The organism is Trinickia mobilis (assembly GCF_017315705.1).
Classification (GTDB): Bacteria; Pseudomonadota; Gammaproteobacteria; order Burkholderiales; family Burkholderiaceae; genus Trinickia_A; species Trinickia_A mobilis.
In genome coordinates, this window is sequence record NZ_JAFLRF010000009.1 from 19,262 (window position 1) to 33,449 (window position 14,188).

Here is a 14,188-nt window from a genome sequence, read left to right on the forward strand (position 1 = left end):
CGTTGCAGACTAGCAAGCCATCGTGACGCTTCTATGACAGTGTAGGAAAGCATTGGCCGACCAGGAGACGCGCGTGAGCACACAGCACTTCACCGAGCACTTCGGCGCTCACGTCCGGCTCGAAGCCGAGGACACCGTCGCCACCATCGTGCTGGATCGGCCCGATCGCAGCAATGCCGTCGACCGGCCGACCGCCGACGCACTGCGCGCCGCATTCGAGCGTTTCGAAAGCGAGCCTGGCTGGCGCGCCGCCGTGCTGTTCGGCGCCGGCGGGACGTTCTGCGCAGGCGCCGATCTCACCGCGCTCGGCGACGACGCGCGCCGCAACGAACTGCATGCCGACGGCAGCGGCCCTGGGCCGATGGGGCCGACGCGCATGGCGTTCACGAAACCTGTGATCGCGGCGATCGCGGGGCACGCGGCGGCGGGCGGTCTCGAGCTTGCCGCGATGTGCGATCTGCGCGTCGTCGAGGAAGACGCCGTGCTCGGCGTGTTCTGCCGCCGCTTCGGCGTGCCGCTGATCGACGGCGGCACGATCCGGCTGCCGCGGCTGATCGGCCTGTCGCGCGCGCTGGACCTGATCCTGACGGGGCGCGCGGTCGATGCGGCCGAAGCGCTCGCCATCGGTCTCGCGAACCGCGTGGTGCCGCCGGGCACGGCGCGCGCGGCGGCCGTGGCGCTCGCCGCGCAGCTTGCGGCGTTTCCACAGGCCGCGTTGCTCGCCGACCGGCGTTCAGCGCTCGAAAACAGCGCGCTGGGCGATCTGGCCGAAGCGTTGCGCCGTGAGGGCGCGGGCGGCTATCGGGCAGTCTTGGACGAAGGCCTCGCGGGCGCGGCGCGCTTCGTCGCGGGCGCCGGGCGGCATGGAGAGCCGAACAGCGGCGGCTGAGGCCGCCGCCGAGCCCGCGCTGTGCGGCAAAGCGGCCGTGGCCGCCGTGTCGCACCACGCGGAAACCCCCGCCCCGCAGAGGTTTCAGCATCCCCGCAACAGTCCCGCTTGCGCCCCGGCGAGCCGATTTCGGTTTAGGTAGAATCCCTTACCTGTTTTCCCTAGCCGGCGCCCGCGCTCTCGCTTCGAAACGCGCGCCGGAGGGTTCTGCCTGAGTCCCCCGCCATGCCGTTGCCCCTTCTCGCCCTCGCCGTTGCCGCGTTTGGAATCGGTACCACCGAGTTCGTCATCATGGGGCTCCTGCCCAACGTCGCACGCGATCTCGACGTGACGATCCCGGCGGCCGGCATGCTCGTCTCCGGCTACGCACTCGGCGTGACGATCGGCGCCCCGATCCTCGCGATCGCCACCGCCCGCATGCCGCGCAAGAAAGCGCTGATGAGTCTGATCGGCGTCTTCATCGTCGGCAACCTGCTGTGCGCGATCGCCCCGCATTACGCGGTGCTGATGGCCGCGCGCGTCGTCACCGCGTTCTGCCACGGTGCGTTCTTCGGGATCGGCTCGGTGGTCGCGGCAGGCCTCGTCGCGCCGAACCGCCGCGCACAGGCGATCGCGCTGATGTTCACCGGCTTGACGCTTGCGAACGTGCTTGGCGTGCCGCTCGGCACCGCGCTCGGGCAGGAATTCGGCTGGCGCGCGACCTTCTGGGCCGTGACGGGCATCGGCGTCCTCGCGGCGCTCGCGCTCGCCGTCTGCCTGCCCGCGCAGATCGAGATGCAGGAGACGAGCCTCGTGCGCGAGTTCGGCGTGCTCAAGGACCCGCAGGTGCTGATGGTGCTCGGCATCAGCGCGCTCGCGTCGGCGAGCCTCTTCTCGGTCTTCACCTACATCACGCCGATCCTCGAAGACGTGACGGGCTTCACGCCGCACGCGGTGACGCTCGTGCTGCTGCTTTTCGGGCTCGGCCTCACGGCCGGCAGCACGCTCGGCGGCAAGCTCGCCGACTGGCGCCTGATGCCGTCGCTGCTTGCCTTTCTGCTCGCGATCGCCGTCGTGCTGACGATTTTCGCCGGGACGCTGCACTCGGCCTATCCGGCGATGGCGACGATCTTCTTCTGGGGCGTGCTCGCGTTCGCGATCGTGCCGCCCCTGCAGATGCTGATCGTGCATCGGGCGAGCCATGCGCCGAACCTCGCGTCGACGCTCAATCAAGGCGCCTTCAACCTCGGCAATGCGACGGGCGCGTGGCTCGGCGGCATAGCGATCGGCTCGGGCGCGCCGCTGACCTCGCTGCCGTGGGTCGGCGTGGCAATGGCCATTGCGGCGCTGGCGCTGACGGTGTGGTCGGTGCAGCTCGAGCGGCGCACGCGGCGGATGCCGGCCGGCGCACCGACTTGATGCGCTCGATGTAGCGCGGCGCGCCGCGCGCCGCACTTCCCGCCAAACCCTCCCTCTTTCCCGCCAATAGCCTCGGCAGCCGGCCATGCACCGGGCGCGGCAGCGGGATAATCGCTGAACCGCTGTCGGATCCGCCGGCCCCGCTGGTTCACCAGCACGCGGTACGTTCGCACGCCTGCGGCCAGCGCCGACACGCGCAGGCGTTGGGGGAGCGCACATGAAACGCTCGAGTTGCCCGCAGCGCGTTTTCGCGCTGCTGATCGTCACCATCTTCGCCAATTGCAGCGGCGGTGGAGGCGGTTCGAGCTCCGGTTCAGGCGCCGGAACGGGCTCGGGCAGCGGCTCGTCGGGCGGAACCGCTTCGATGGCCGCCGACGTCGTGACCTATCACAACGACATCGCCCGCACCGGCCAGCAGCTCGCCGAGACGACGCTCACGCTCGCCAACGTGAACTCGGCGACGTTCGGCAAGATCGGCTTCGATACCGCCGACGGCAAGATCGATGCCGAGCCGCTCTACCTGGCGTCGCTGAAGATCGCGGGCGGCACGCACAACGTGCTGTACGTCGCGACCGAGAATGCGAGCGTGTACGCATTCGATGCCGACAACGGCGCCGTGCTCTGGAAGGCCTCGACGCTCGGCACGAACGAGACGCCGAGCGACGACCTCGGGTGCTTGCAGATCACGCCGATGATCGGCATTACCTCGACGCCCGTCATCGACCGCTCGAAGGGGCCGAACGGTGCGATCTATGTCGTTGCGATGTCGAAGGACTCGTCGGGCGGCTATCACCAGCGCATCCACGCGCTCGACATCACGACGGGCGCCGAGCTCTTCGGCGGCCCGACGGAAATCAAGGCGTCCTACCCCGGCAACAGCCCGAACGGCTCGGGCGGCGTCGTCACGTTCAATCCGCAGCAATACGCGGAGCGCCAGTCGCTGCTGGAGTTGAACGGCATCATCTACACGGGCTGGACTTCGCACTGCGACAACGAACCCTATAACGGCTGGGTGATCGCCTACAGCGCCGACACGCTCTTGCAGACGAGCGTGCTGAGCCTCACGCCGAACGGCACCGAAGGCTCGATCTGGATGAGCGGCGCGGGCATGGCATCCGACGGCCAGTCGATCTACTTCCTCGATGCGAACGGCACCTTCGACACGACGCTCACCGCAAACGGCTTCCCGTCGCAGGGCGACTACGGCAACGCATTCCTGAAGCTCGGCACGACGAACGGGCTGACCGTCTCCGACTACTTCAACATGTCGAACACGGCGGCCGAATCGCAAGCGGATGAAGATTTGGGCTCGGGCGGCGCGCTGGTGCTGCCGGATCAGACCGACGCGAGCGGCAACGTCCGCCATCTCGCGGTCGGCGCGGGCAAGGACTCGAACATCTACGTCGTGAATCGCGACTCGATGGGCAAATTCAATTCGAGCACGAACAACATCTATCAGCAGATCAACGGACAGCTCGTCGGGCCGGAGTTCGGCATGCCCGCGTACTTCAACGACACGATCTACTTCGGCTCGATCGGCGACAAGATCAAGGCGTTTGCGGTGGCCAACGCGCAGGTGGCGACGGCGCCGAGCAGCCAGTCGGCCGAGAGCTTCGGCACGCCGGGCGCGACGCCGAGCATCTCGGCGAACGGCACGTCGAACGGGATCGTGTGGGTGGCGATGAACGGCAATATCGCCGGGCTGTACGCCTATGACGCGACGAACCTCTCGCACGAGCTGTACAACAGCACCCAGGCGGCGAATGCGCGCGACCAGTTCGGCCAGGGCAACAAGTTCATCACGCCCATGATCGCGAACGGCAAGGTCTACGTGGGGACGACGACCGGCGTGGCGGTATTCGGGCTGCTGGGCAGCCACTGACTCGAAAAGCAGCCCGAGGCACGCTTACCGCGCGGGCAGGATCGTGCCCTCGCACAGCCCGAAGCCGACGCGATAGCCGTCGCCCTGGCACCATCCGGCGAGCGTCAGCGTGTCGCCGTCGACGATGAACGAGCGCGTCCCGCCGCTGGCCAGCTCGATCGGCCGCTGGCCGTTCCAGGTCAGCTCCAGCAGGCTGCCGAACGAGCCGGCCGTGGGCCCGCTGATCGTGCCCGAGCCCATCAGGTCGCCGACGCGCGTGTTGCAGCCGGCCACCGTGTGATGCGCGAGCTGCTGCGCCATCGACCAGTACATGTGCTTGAATTGGGTCCGCGCGATCGTCGTCGCTTTGATGGCACCAGCCGGACGCAAGCGCACTTCCAGCTCGATATCGAACGCGTGCTTGCCGTCGTGCCGCAAGTAGGCGAGCGGCTCCGGCTCCTGTTTCGGCTGCGCGACGCGAAACGGCTCCAGCGCATCGAGCGTGACGATCCACGGCGAGATGGTCGTCGCGAAGGTCTTGGCGTTGAACGGGCCGAGCGGCACGTATTCCCATTGCTGGATATCGCGGGCGCTCCAGTCGTTCAGGAGCACCATGCCGAAGATATGATCCTCCGCGTCGGCGCAGGCGATCGGCTCGCCGAGCGCATTGCCGCGCCCGACGATGAAACCCGTCTCCAGCTCGATATCGAGCTTGCGGCACGCGCCGAAGACCGGGCGCTCCTGCTCGGGCAGCTTCAACTGACCATTCGGCCGCCGCACCGGCGTGCCGCTCACGACCACCGACGACGCCCGCCCGTTATAGCCGATCGGCATCTCCGACCAGTTCGGCAAGAGCGCGTTCTTCGGATCGCGGAACATCGAGCCGACGTTCGTCGCGTGTTCCTTCGACGAATAGAAATCCGTATAGCCAGGGATGTCGACGGGCAGATGCAGCGTCGCGTCGGCCTGCGCCACGAGCACGCGCGCGCGCAGCGCGGCGTCGTCGCGCAGCGTCGGGCAACCCGCTTCGAAGAGCGTGCTCAGTTGAATCCGCACGCTGCGCCACGCGTCGCGGCCAAGCGCGACGAAGTCGTTCAGCACGGGCTTCGCGAACACGGCGCCGCCCTGCGCGAGCTTGAGCTCGCCCGCGTCGGCGAGCGCGGCGAGGTCGACGATCGAATCGCCGATCGCCACACCCGCTCGCGGCGCGGCGTTGCGTTTGTCGCTGAAGATCCCGAACGGCAGGTTCTGGATCGGGAAGTCGCACTGAGCGTCGTTGGCCGACGCAAGCCAGCTTTTGCGCGACGCGTCGCGGGTTGCTTGAAGATCGCTCATCGTTGCTCCGGATTGAAATGCTTCTCGAGGCCTTGCCAGCACTCGTAGTAATTCGCCTGCAGCTGCGCGGTTTCGAGCGCAAAGCGCGTCGGGCGGATCAGCGTGCGGGTTTCGAACATGAACGCCATCGTGTCGCCGACCTTGTGCGGCTTGCTCGTATCGCTCGCCGACGCCTTCTCGAACGTTTCGGCATCCGGCCCGTGCCCCGACATGCAGTTGTGCAGGCTGGCGCCGCCCGGCACGAAGCCCTCGGCCTTCGCGTCGTAGGCGCCGTGCACGAGGCCCATGAATTCGCTCGCGATGTTGCGGTGGTACCAGGGCGGCCGGAACGTGTCCTCGGCCGCGAGCCAGCGCGGCGGGAAGATCACGAAGTCGACCGTATCGACGCCCGGCGTATCGCTTTGCGCATGCAGCACGAGGAAGATCGACGGGTCCGGGTGGTCGTAGCTGATCGAGCCGATCGTGTTGAAGCGCCGCAAGTCGTACTTGTACGGCGCGTAGTTGCCGTGCCACGCGACGACATCGAGCGGCGAATGGCCGATGTCCGCGCACCACAGAATGCCGTTCAGCTTCGCGACCAGTTCGAACGCACCTTCGCGGTCTTCGTAGGCGGCGTGCGGTGTCAGGAAATCGCGCGGGTTGGCGAGACCGTTCGAGCCGATCGGCCCGAGATCCGGCAGGCGAAAGAGCGCGCCGAAGTTCTCGCAGACGTAGCCGCGCGCCTTGCCGTCCGGCAGCGCGACGGCAAAACGCACGCCGCGCGGAATCACGGCGATTTCGAGCGGCTCGAGGTCGATGCGCCCCATCTCGGTCAAAATCCGCAAGCGCCCTTCCTGCGGCACGATCAGCAACTCGCCATCCGCGCTGTAGAAGAAGCGGTCCTGCATCGAACGGTTCGCCGCGTAGAGATGGATCGCGCAGCCGCTCATCGCATCGGCCGAGCCGTTGCCCGCCATCGTCACCCAGCCGTCGATGAAGTCCGTCGGCTCCGACGGCATCGGCAGCGGGTCCCAGCGCAGCTGGTTGGGCGGGGTCGGCGGCGCGTCATGGAAGTTCGCGACGAGCTTGTGCGATTCGAGCGGCGTGAACGGCTGATGCACGGCCGCGGGGCGGATGCGGTACAGCCACGAGCGGCGGTTGTGGCCGCGCGGCGCGGTGAAGGCCGTGCCGGAGATCTGCTCCGCGTAAAGGCCGTACGGTGCGCGCTGCGGCGAATTGCGGCCGCTCGGCAAGGCGCCCGGCAGCGCCTCGGTCGCGAATTCGTTCGCGAAGCCGGGCTGATAGCCAGGTTCGATTTCGTGGCGAGAGGAAGTCTGCATGTCTAGTCTCCGTGGGTTCCCGAGCGGCAACGAAGCGCTCACGCCGCTCGAAACGCGAGCGGACCGCCGTCGGCCGACAATTTACGCATAGTAAAACCAATTACGTATAGTTAAATTAACGTAAACCCTAGGTCAACGAGCAAACGCTCGAAATCGTTATGCGTATATTTTTCAAAGCAGCGGCGCGCAGACTGATACCATCGACAAACGCGGCCTGTTGCCGCACTTTCGCGCCATCTCTACCCCCTCAATGATCCCGTCGACCATTCCCGCGCTCGTCGCCCATGCCGCCGGCCATCCGTTCCTGGGCCGGCACTTGGCGATGGGCGAAGGCGAGCACAGCGGTTCGGCCTGCGCGCGGTTTCGCGATGTCGAGATCGGCAGCGCCTATGAGCCCATCTTCGACGTCAGCATGCACGGCATCCCGCAGACGCTGACGTCGTCGCCCGACAGCGCCGATCGCTTCGGCGACGAACTGGGCTTTCAGGCGGTCACGCGACGGCTCGACGGTACAGCCTTCGACCCGTTCGATACCGTCGCCGACGACCAGGAACTCGTCGCGCTGGATCGTCTTTCGCGCGCGCTGCACGCGATCAACTTCTTCGGCGCGCGGCGACACGGGCTCCTGTTCCTGCGCGTGCACGAGCGGCTCTTGAAGAGCGTGAAGTACGACCATGGCCGGCATTTTTCTTCGGTCTTGGTGTCGTTCGGGCTGAACCCGGCGCGGGTCGTGATCGAACTGCCGAGCGCCGCGGTCGCGCACCGGACGTTTCTCGGCTATCTGACGAAGAGCTACCAGCTCTATGGCTTCAAGGTGGCGGGGAATCTGCCGAACGCGGGACACATCTTGTCGGTGTCCGATATGGCGCGGCTCGACTTCATCAAGATGGATGCGGGCGCGGCGTTGCGCGATTCAATGGTGAAGCCGCTCGTGGGCTACGCGAACCGGCTCAAGATTCCGCTCATCTTCAGCCGTGTCGCTGACGAAGCGCAGTTCGACACGCTTCAGCAATACGACGTGCGCTTCGTGCAAGGGCCGTTGTTCACGACGCACGACCGGGCGGTGTGAGGCGGGCTCGCCCCCTACTCCGCTTGCCCAAGCCGCCGCGCCAGCGCCTTGAGCCTCGGCGCGACGCGCTCGCGAAACACGTCCTCTCCCATCGACGACGCCGGCCCGCTGCAGCTCAGCACGAGCCAGCGTCCGTCGCGCGGTTCGCGAAACGGCACCGCAACCGCGTTCACGTCTTCGTGCCAATCGCGAAACGAATAGCAGCAGCGCTCGTCTTCGAACACTTCGATCGCGCGCTCGGCTGCTTTGACGAGCGTGGGAGCGCCGTCGCCGGCCGCGCGTTTCAACTCGGCAAGGAGCGCCGTGCGGACGTCAAGCGGCTGCACCGCCAGATAGGCGCGGCCCATCGAACTCGTGAGCATCGACAAGCGCGAGCCCGATGCCAGCCCCAGCGTCAACGCGGTTTCGCTGCGAATCGTCTCCAGATAAATCATGTCCAGCCCGTCGCGGCACCCGAGCGACACCGCGGCGCCGACTTCGCGTGCAAGCGCACGCATAGGCGGCCGCGCGAGCTCGAGCGTATCGGTGCCCGCGAGCAGCGCGTAGCCGAGCGACAGCACGCCCGCATCGAGCGCGTATTTGCCGAGCGCTTCGTCGAAACGCAGGTAGCCGAGCACCGTCAGCGTGTACGCAAGCCGGTTGACCGTCGCCTTCGGCAAACCGGTGCGCGCGACGAAATCGCGGTTGCCGAGCATCGTCTCGCCGGGCCGGAACGCGCGCAGCAGATCGAGGCCGCGCGCGAGGGCGACGACGAACTTGCGCTCGTCGATCGAACCGGGGGAATCGGCGCAATCGTCCAAATCGGACGGAGTGGAAGCGGACATGGGAGGGTGGTACACTCGGTCGTGGTTTGCAAAACATTGTTCCGCATAGCGGAACTACAGTCAAGTATGAGACCAGCACTAAGTGCTAAAGCGCAAAGTCTGATCGACCGCGATGCATGGGATCAGACTAAGCGCTAAAGCGCAAAGTCTGATCGACACAGGAGATACCGCCATGGCCGACGCCGCCCAGTTCCAGTGGGACGACCCGCTGCTTTTGAACCAGCAACTCACCGAAGACGAACGCATGGTGCGCGACGCCGCGCAGGCGTACGCGCAGGACAAGCTCCGGCCGCGCGTCACCGAAGCGTTCCGCCACGAACGAACGGACGTCGAGATCTTCCGCGAGATGGGCGAGCTGGGTCTCCTGGGTCCGACGATCCCCGAGCAGTACGGCGGCCCGGGCCTGAACTACGTGAGCTACGGCCTGATCGCGCGCGAGGTGGAGCGTGTGGATTCGGGCTACCGGTCGATGATGTCGGTGCAGTCGTCGCTCGTGATGGTGCCGATCTTCGAATTCGGCTCGGATGCGCAGAAGGCCAAGTACCTCCCCAAGCTCGCCACCGGCGAATGGATCGGCTGCTTCGGCCTCACGGAGCCGAACCACGGTTCCGATCCGGGCAGCATGGTGACGCGCGCGAAGAAGGTCGACGGCGGCTATTCGCTGTCGGGCTCGAAGATGTGGATCACGAATTCGCCCATCGCCGACGTGTTCGTCGTCTGGGCGAAGCTCGAGGAAAATGGCCAGGACACGATTCGCGGCTTCATTCTCGAGAAGGGCTGGAAGGGCCTCTCCGCCCCGGCGATTCACGGCAAGGTCGGCCTGCGCGCGTCGATCACCGGCGAGATCGTGCTCGACGAAGTGTTCGTGCCCGAAGAGAACCTGATGCCGAATGTGAGCGGCCTGCGCGGCCCGTTCACCTGCCTGAACTCCGCGCGCTACGGCATTGCGTGGGGCGCGCTCGGCGCGGCGGAGGCCTGCTGGCACACCGCGCGGCAATACGTGCTCGACCGCAAGCAGTTCGGCCGCCCGCTCGCCGCCAATCAATTGATCCAGAAGAAGCTCGCCGACATGCAGACCGAAATCACGCTCGGCCTGCAAGGCGTGCTGCGCTTGGGGCGAATGAAGGATGAAGGGACCGCCGCCACCGAAATCACGTCGATCATGAAGCGCAATTCGTGCGGCAAGGCGCTCGACATCGCGCGGCTCGCGCGCGACATGCTGGGCGGCAACGGCATTTCAGACGAATTCAACGTCGCGCGCCACCTGGTCAATCTCGAGGTCGTGAACACGTACGAAGGCACACACGATATTCACGCGCTGATTCTCGGACGCGCGCAAACGGGGATTCAGGCCTTCTTCTGATTCTGCCGAGTCCGGTGGATGCGCGAGCGCCCTGCTCACGCATCCACCGCGCGCCGCTTTACTTGTTCGGCTGCGGCGTAAGCCGCAGATACGGCCGCAGCGCCTTGTAGCCCTTCGGGAATTTCTGCTTGATGACTTCCTCGTCCTTCAGCGACGGGACGATCACGACATCGTCGCCCTGCTTCCAGTTGCCGGGCGTCGCGACCTGGTAGTTGTCGGTCAACTGCAGCGAATCGATCACGCGCAGCACTTCGTCGAAATTGCGGCCGGTGCTCGCCGGATACGTGATGATGAGGCGCACCTTCTTCTTCGGATCGATCACGAAAAGCGAACGCACGGTCAGCGTCTCGTTCGCGTTCGGATGGATCATGTCGTAAAGCTGCGAGACCTTGCGGTCGCCGTCGGCGAGGATCGGAAAGCCGACGCTCGCGGCCTGCGTCTCATTGATGTCCTTGATCCATTCGACGTGCGACTCGGCGGAATCGACCGACAGTGCGATCGTCTTCACGTTGCGCTTCTCGAATTCGCTCGCGAGCTTCGCGGTCAGGCCGAGCTCCGTCGTGCAGACCGGCGTGAAATCCGCCGGATGCGAAAAAAGCACGCCCCAACTGCCGCCGAGCCATTCGTGAAACTTGATGCGGCCGATGCTCGATGCCTGCTCGAAATCCGGTGCGATATCGCCAAGACGTAGACTCATAGGGGCTCCTTGAAGGTCCGGGAAAGCCGCGCTCGCGCAAAACGAGCGACGGTTCGTCGAAACCACGAATATACGGAAATCGGCGCGCTCAACGAACGAATATTCCGTCACATCGACATTATTTTTTGTAATGCCTCCATATTTGAGAGAAACTTTTCGGGTCGCATCAACTCAATTCCACCCGTGCTCGGCCAGCCGGCGCGCGCCGGCGTGCTCGGAACACACCGTGCGTGAACGGCACACATTAGGGGTGCCATGCTCGCCAGCCGCCGCTAGTTTGGTTACGATGTTCGCGTGGCACGACAAAAGGGAGCTGTAATGTCAGAAGTCAACAAGGAGAGATTGATGTCCGATATCAAAACCGTTCTCGCGGATGCCGAGGACCTGTTGAAGCAAGCCGCGAGCGCTACGGGCGAACGTGCCTCGGAACTGCGCGAAACCGCGCTGAGCCGCCTCAAACAGGCCAGGGAAAAGGCAGCGGACGTCCAGGTCGTTGTCGTCGAGAAGGGTAAAAAGGCCGTCCGCGCCACCGACGACTACGTGCACGAGCATCCGTGGACGTCCATCGGCATCGCTGCCGGCGTCGGTGTTCTGGTCGGCCTCTTGATCAATCGCAAGTAAGAAAGGCCCCAAGCAGGCGAACGCCTGTCAGGCAAGCCGAGCCATCGAACGGCCTGCCCGCAGCCACGGGCGAACCGGCGCACGAACTGCCGGTCGCCTTCTCTTGGTGCATCTGCCGCACGCCTCGCGCACAAGCCATGTCAAACGAAGAAACACAATCGCAACACGCACAACATGGGCCATTGCGTCGGATGTTGGGCTCCGTATTTGCGCTGTTGCAGACGCGGCTCGAACTGCTCGGAATCGAACTCGCGGAAGAAAAGGAACGCCTGCTCGTGGTGCTCTTTCTCGGCCTGGCCGCGATGATGCTCGGCATGATGGCGCTCGTCAGCCTGACCGTGCTGATCGCGATCGCGTTCTGGGACACCTATCGCTGGCAGGCGCTTGCGGGCATCACGATCGTCTACGCACTCGCCGCGCTCGTTTGCGCGCTGCGGGCGCGCTCCGGGTTGCGCGACGCGCCGCTCGTCTTCGAAGGCCTGCTCGAAGAATTCGAGAAGGACCGCGAAGCATTCCGCAAACCGTGAGCGCAGGCTCCGAATCCCCCTGAATCGTCACGCACTCGCCCATGAGCCAGAACTCTTCGGATTCCGCAGTTCGCCGCAAGCGCACCTTCTCGAAAGACTTGAGCGCGCCGCAACTGCGCGCGGTACGTAAGGAAATATTGCTGTTGCGCGCAGACGTCGAACGTGCGGAGCTCCGGCAAGCGACCGCGGACCTGCGGCGGAATGTTTCGAATTTCAGTTGGCTCAAGCTGCTTGTGCCCGGTTTTGGCTTCAAACAACTGCGCGGCTCGGGCAAAGGCCTCAACGCGAGTCTCAGCGAACTTGTCGCGCAATATCCGCTCGTCAGTTCGATCGCTTCGATGCTGCTCGCGAAGCCGCTTCGCGGCGTCCTCAAGGCCGGCATAAAGCCCGCGTTCAAGTGGGGCGGCCTCGGTCTCGCGCTCTGGGAAGCGTATCGAATCTGGCGGCAAATCAAGCAAAACAAGGCACGTCAAGACGATGACGACGGCGTCACGTCGTCTTCGTAGCTTCGCCTTCTGCATCCGCGACCGCTTTCAGCGCGTGTACCAGCAATCGTCTGTGCTTGGCGCGCCGTCTTTAGCGACGGCACCGTTCGACCGCGTGCCGGCCGCATCAAGCCTGTACGTGCCGCACGTGTCGTCACGCATCGGCCCGGTATCGACGGGCCTTGCTTCCACCGCATAGCCGCCGTTGACCTCGTCTCCCGGCTCGAGCCGCAGCCGGTAAATCGCCGTGCCGTATTGCGGAGACTGGTCGAGCCCGCTCGGCAATGCCGTAACGCCGGCGAAGGCATTCGCTTCGATGTATTGCGCCGCGCGATAGACAGCGGCCGCAGCATCGATTCGATAGCCGCGCGCCACGTGGCTCCAATACGAAGGAATGGCGTATGCAGCCAGAATCGCGACGATCGCCACCGCGATGACCAGTTCGAGCATCGTGACGCCGTTACGGCGCCGCCGATACGGATTGGCCCTCATGATGGGCTCGCGACGATGCGCCGCCAGCGCGCTTCTGTCATCGCCCCTTCATGAAAAACGATTTCAAACTGCAGCCAGACCTGCGTCGCCGGGCTCGCGCCGAAGCCACGCGCCGTCAGCAGATAAGCCTCTGCTTGCGGGCGGCTGACGAGCTTCCATGCTTCGATCAGACAACGCGGCGCTCGCGCCGAGCCCGGCCATTGCGGGCGTGGCGTGAACGCGAACGGCCCGTCGAATGCGCTCGCGCGCTTCCACTCGGCTGGCTCGCGGTCGACGGGCGGCATGCTCGGCGCTACGCCGGCGCGCAGCGCACGGGTGCAGAGTTTGAGCGCGCCGTCGGCTGCATGGAACGCTTGCAGATAGTCATGCATGTTGGCGGCGCGCCGCATATTTGCGGTCGAAGTATCGAGCCATGCCGCGGACGTCGCCAGCATCATCGACGAAATCGTCAGGACGATCGGTAGCGCGACGCTCATGGCGGTGGCACCGGCTCGTTATTGCGCACCGCAACCCGGCGCCAGAACGCCTGCCGCGCGCGCCGGTCGGCGGCGATCACCGCCGCGCCGTCGCAATCGATATATCGCACGCGCCGCTGCATCAGCGCGCCGCGTGCGAGCACGCACACGTCGACCGCGACGACGTCGCTCCATTGGTCGGCGGCCACGATATTTGCAGCCACCGGTGTCAACGCCCCTTGCAGCCAATACCTGAATCGCAAGCGCTCGATGCCCTCCACGAGCGGTTGACCCACGCCGGCCCTGCCGTTGCCCTCGCAATAGAGCTCCGGCTCGCCCGTCGAGCCGCTGAGCCTGGCGTAGTAGCGATTGACGATCAGCTCGGGCGCGCCGGCAGCCCCCACGCCTTGCCCTAGACAGTCGGTTGCCTGCCCCGCCGTTGTCGGCCATGTCGACACCGCGTCGCCGATGTAGCGCACGACGATCGCGTCGGATCGGCTTGCGAGCGGCTCGCAATTCGGCGTGCTGCCGGCACCCACTGGCCGCGCGCTGGAACAGCCGAAGAGCGCCGGCACGACTGCGGGACTGTTCGCCGCTTGAGCCGAGCCGCCCGGCGACGCATCGAGCGGCACGAAGCCGGCCATTTGCACTTGCTGGCCGATCAGCGTCAGCGCGGTCATGCCGGCATCGCGCATCGATGCCGCGTCGGCCCCTTGCGAGAACGCCTGACGCTGCGACCGGTAGAGCGACACTGCGCCGCCGGTCACGATCAGCCCCAGCATCATCGCGATCATCAGTTCGATCAGCGTATGGCCGCGTTGCCGTTTGGCGTGGTCACGAATGGGGTCCATGC

The 14,188-nt window shown here is 65.7% G+C and carries 15 protein-coding genes; 8 read left to right on the forward strand and 7 right to left on the reverse strand.

From position 1 onward, the window contains the following. Window positions 1–73: 73 nt before the first annotated feature. From J3489_RS14330 to J3489_RS14340, 3 genes are all read left to right on the forward strand, one after another. Window positions 74–889, forward strand: coding sequence for a crotonase/enoyl-CoA hydratase family protein (locus tag J3489_RS14330; protein ID WP_206999072.1), 816 nt, complete (start codon window positions 74–76; stop codon window positions 887–889). A gap of 225 nt (window positions 890–1,114) precedes the next feature. After that, a complete protein-coding gene (locus J3489_RS14335) occupies window positions 1,115–2,287 on the forward strand; it encodes an MFS transporter (RefSeq protein ID WP_206999073.1) in 1,173 nt (390 codons plus the stop codon). 217 nt (window positions 2,288–2,504) lie between these two features. Then, window positions 2,505–4,169 carry a PQQ-binding-like beta-propeller repeat protein gene (locus tag J3489_RS14340; RefSeq protein ID WP_206999074.1) on the forward strand — a complete coding sequence of 555 codons (1,665 nt, stop codon included), beginning with the start codon at window positions 2,505–2,507 and terminating at the stop codon, window positions 4,167–4,169. Between the two features lie 24 nt (window positions 4,170–4,193). Here J3489_RS14340 and fahA read toward each other — a convergent pair whose 3' ends face one another. Next, a complete protein-coding gene (fahA, locus tag J3489_RS14345; protein ID WP_206999075.1) occupies window positions 4,194–5,483 on the reverse strand; it encodes a fumarylacetoacetase in 1,290 nt (429 codons plus the stop codon). Then, window positions 5,480–6,802, reverse strand: coding sequence for a homogentisate 1,2-dioxygenase (hmgA, locus tag J3489_RS14350; protein ID WP_206999076.1), 1,323 nt, complete (start codon window positions 6,800–6,802; stop codon window positions 5,480–5,482). The genes fahA and hmgA overlap by 4 nt, the downstream gene beginning before the upstream one ends. 250 nt (window positions 6,803–7,052) lie before the next feature. Here hmgA and J3489_RS14355 point away from each other — a divergent pair, with 250 nt between their 5' ends. Then, window positions 7,053–7,871 carry an EAL domain-containing protein gene (locus J3489_RS14355; protein ID WP_206999078.1) on the forward strand — a complete coding sequence of 273 codons (819 nt, stop codon included), beginning with the start codon at window positions 7,053–7,055 and terminating at the stop codon, window positions 7,869–7,871. Between the two features lie 14 nt (window positions 7,872–7,885). On the opposite strand, the gene J3489_RS14360 is transcribed toward J3489_RS14355, so the two are convergent. Next, entirely contained in the window at window positions 7,886–8,695 is an 810-nt protein-coding gene (locus tag J3489_RS14360) for an IclR family transcriptional regulator (RefSeq protein WP_206999079.1), read from the reverse strand. A 172-nt stretch (window positions 8,696–8,867) separates the two neighbouring features. Between J3489_RS14360 and J3489_RS14365 the strand changes: the two genes are divergently transcribed. Continuing rightward, window positions 8,868–10,058, forward strand: coding sequence for an acyl-CoA dehydrogenase (locus J3489_RS14365; RefSeq protein ID WP_206999080.1), 1,191 nt, complete (start codon window positions 8,868–8,870; stop codon window positions 10,056–10,058). 58 nt (window positions 10,059–10,116) lie between these two features. On the opposite strand, the gene J3489_RS14370 is transcribed toward J3489_RS14365, so the two are convergent. Further along, window positions 10,117–10,755 carry a peroxiredoxin gene (locus J3489_RS14370; protein WP_206999081.1) on the reverse strand — a complete coding sequence of 213 codons (639 nt, stop codon included), beginning with the start codon at window positions 10,753–10,755 and terminating at the stop codon, window positions 10,117–10,119. Between the two features lie 318 nt (window positions 10,756–11,073). On the opposite strand from J3489_RS14370, the gene J3489_RS14375 reads away from it, so the two are divergent. The 3 genes from J3489_RS14375 to J3489_RS14385 all read left to right on the forward strand — a co-directional run bounded on the left by J3489_RS14375 (window position 11,074) and on the right by J3489_RS14385 (window position 12,409). Further along, window positions 11,074–11,376 (forward strand): ElaB/YgaM/YqjD family protein, encoded by a 303-nt coding sequence (locus J3489_RS14375; RefSeq protein WP_206999415.1) that lies wholly within the window; start codon window positions 11,074–11,076, stop codon window positions 11,374–11,376. 137 nt (window positions 11,377–11,513) lie between these two features. Continuing rightward, window positions 11,514–11,903, forward strand: a complete 390-nt coding sequence (locus J3489_RS14380; RefSeq protein WP_206999082.1) for a phage holin family protein — start codon at window positions 11,514–11,516, stop codon at window positions 11,901–11,903. Window positions 11,904–11,944: 41 nt separating this feature from the next. After that, entirely contained in the window at window positions 11,945–12,409 is a 465-nt protein-coding gene (locus J3489_RS14385) for a DUF3318 domain-containing protein (RefSeq protein ID WP_206999083.1), read from the forward strand. A 27-nt stretch (window positions 12,410–12,436) separates the two neighbouring features. Here J3489_RS14385 and J3489_RS14390 read toward each other — a convergent pair whose 3' ends face one another. From J3489_RS14390 to J3489_RS14400, 3 genes are read right to left on the reverse strand one after another with little or no spacing between them, the layout of a single operon-like run. Beyond that, entirely contained in the window at window positions 12,437–12,880 is a 444-nt protein-coding gene (locus J3489_RS14390) for a type IV pilin protein (protein WP_206999084.1), read from the reverse strand. Beyond that, the gene (locus J3489_RS14395; RefSeq protein ID WP_242540025.1) at window positions 12,877–13,356 is read right to left on the reverse strand and encodes a pilus assembly PilX family protein; all 480 of its coding nucleotides are present in this window, start codon (window positions 13,354–13,356) and stop codon (window positions 12,877–12,879) included. Before J3489_RS14395 ends, J3489_RS14390 begins: the two co-directional genes overlap by 4 nt. Beyond that, on the reverse strand, window positions 13,353–14,186 hold the full coding sequence (locus tag J3489_RS14400; protein WP_206999086.1) for a PilW family protein: 834 nt from the start codon (window positions 14,184–14,186) through the stop codon (window positions 13,353–13,355). Before J3489_RS14400 ends, J3489_RS14395 begins: the two co-directional genes overlap by 4 nt. Window positions 14,187–14,188: the final 2 nt, after the last annotated feature.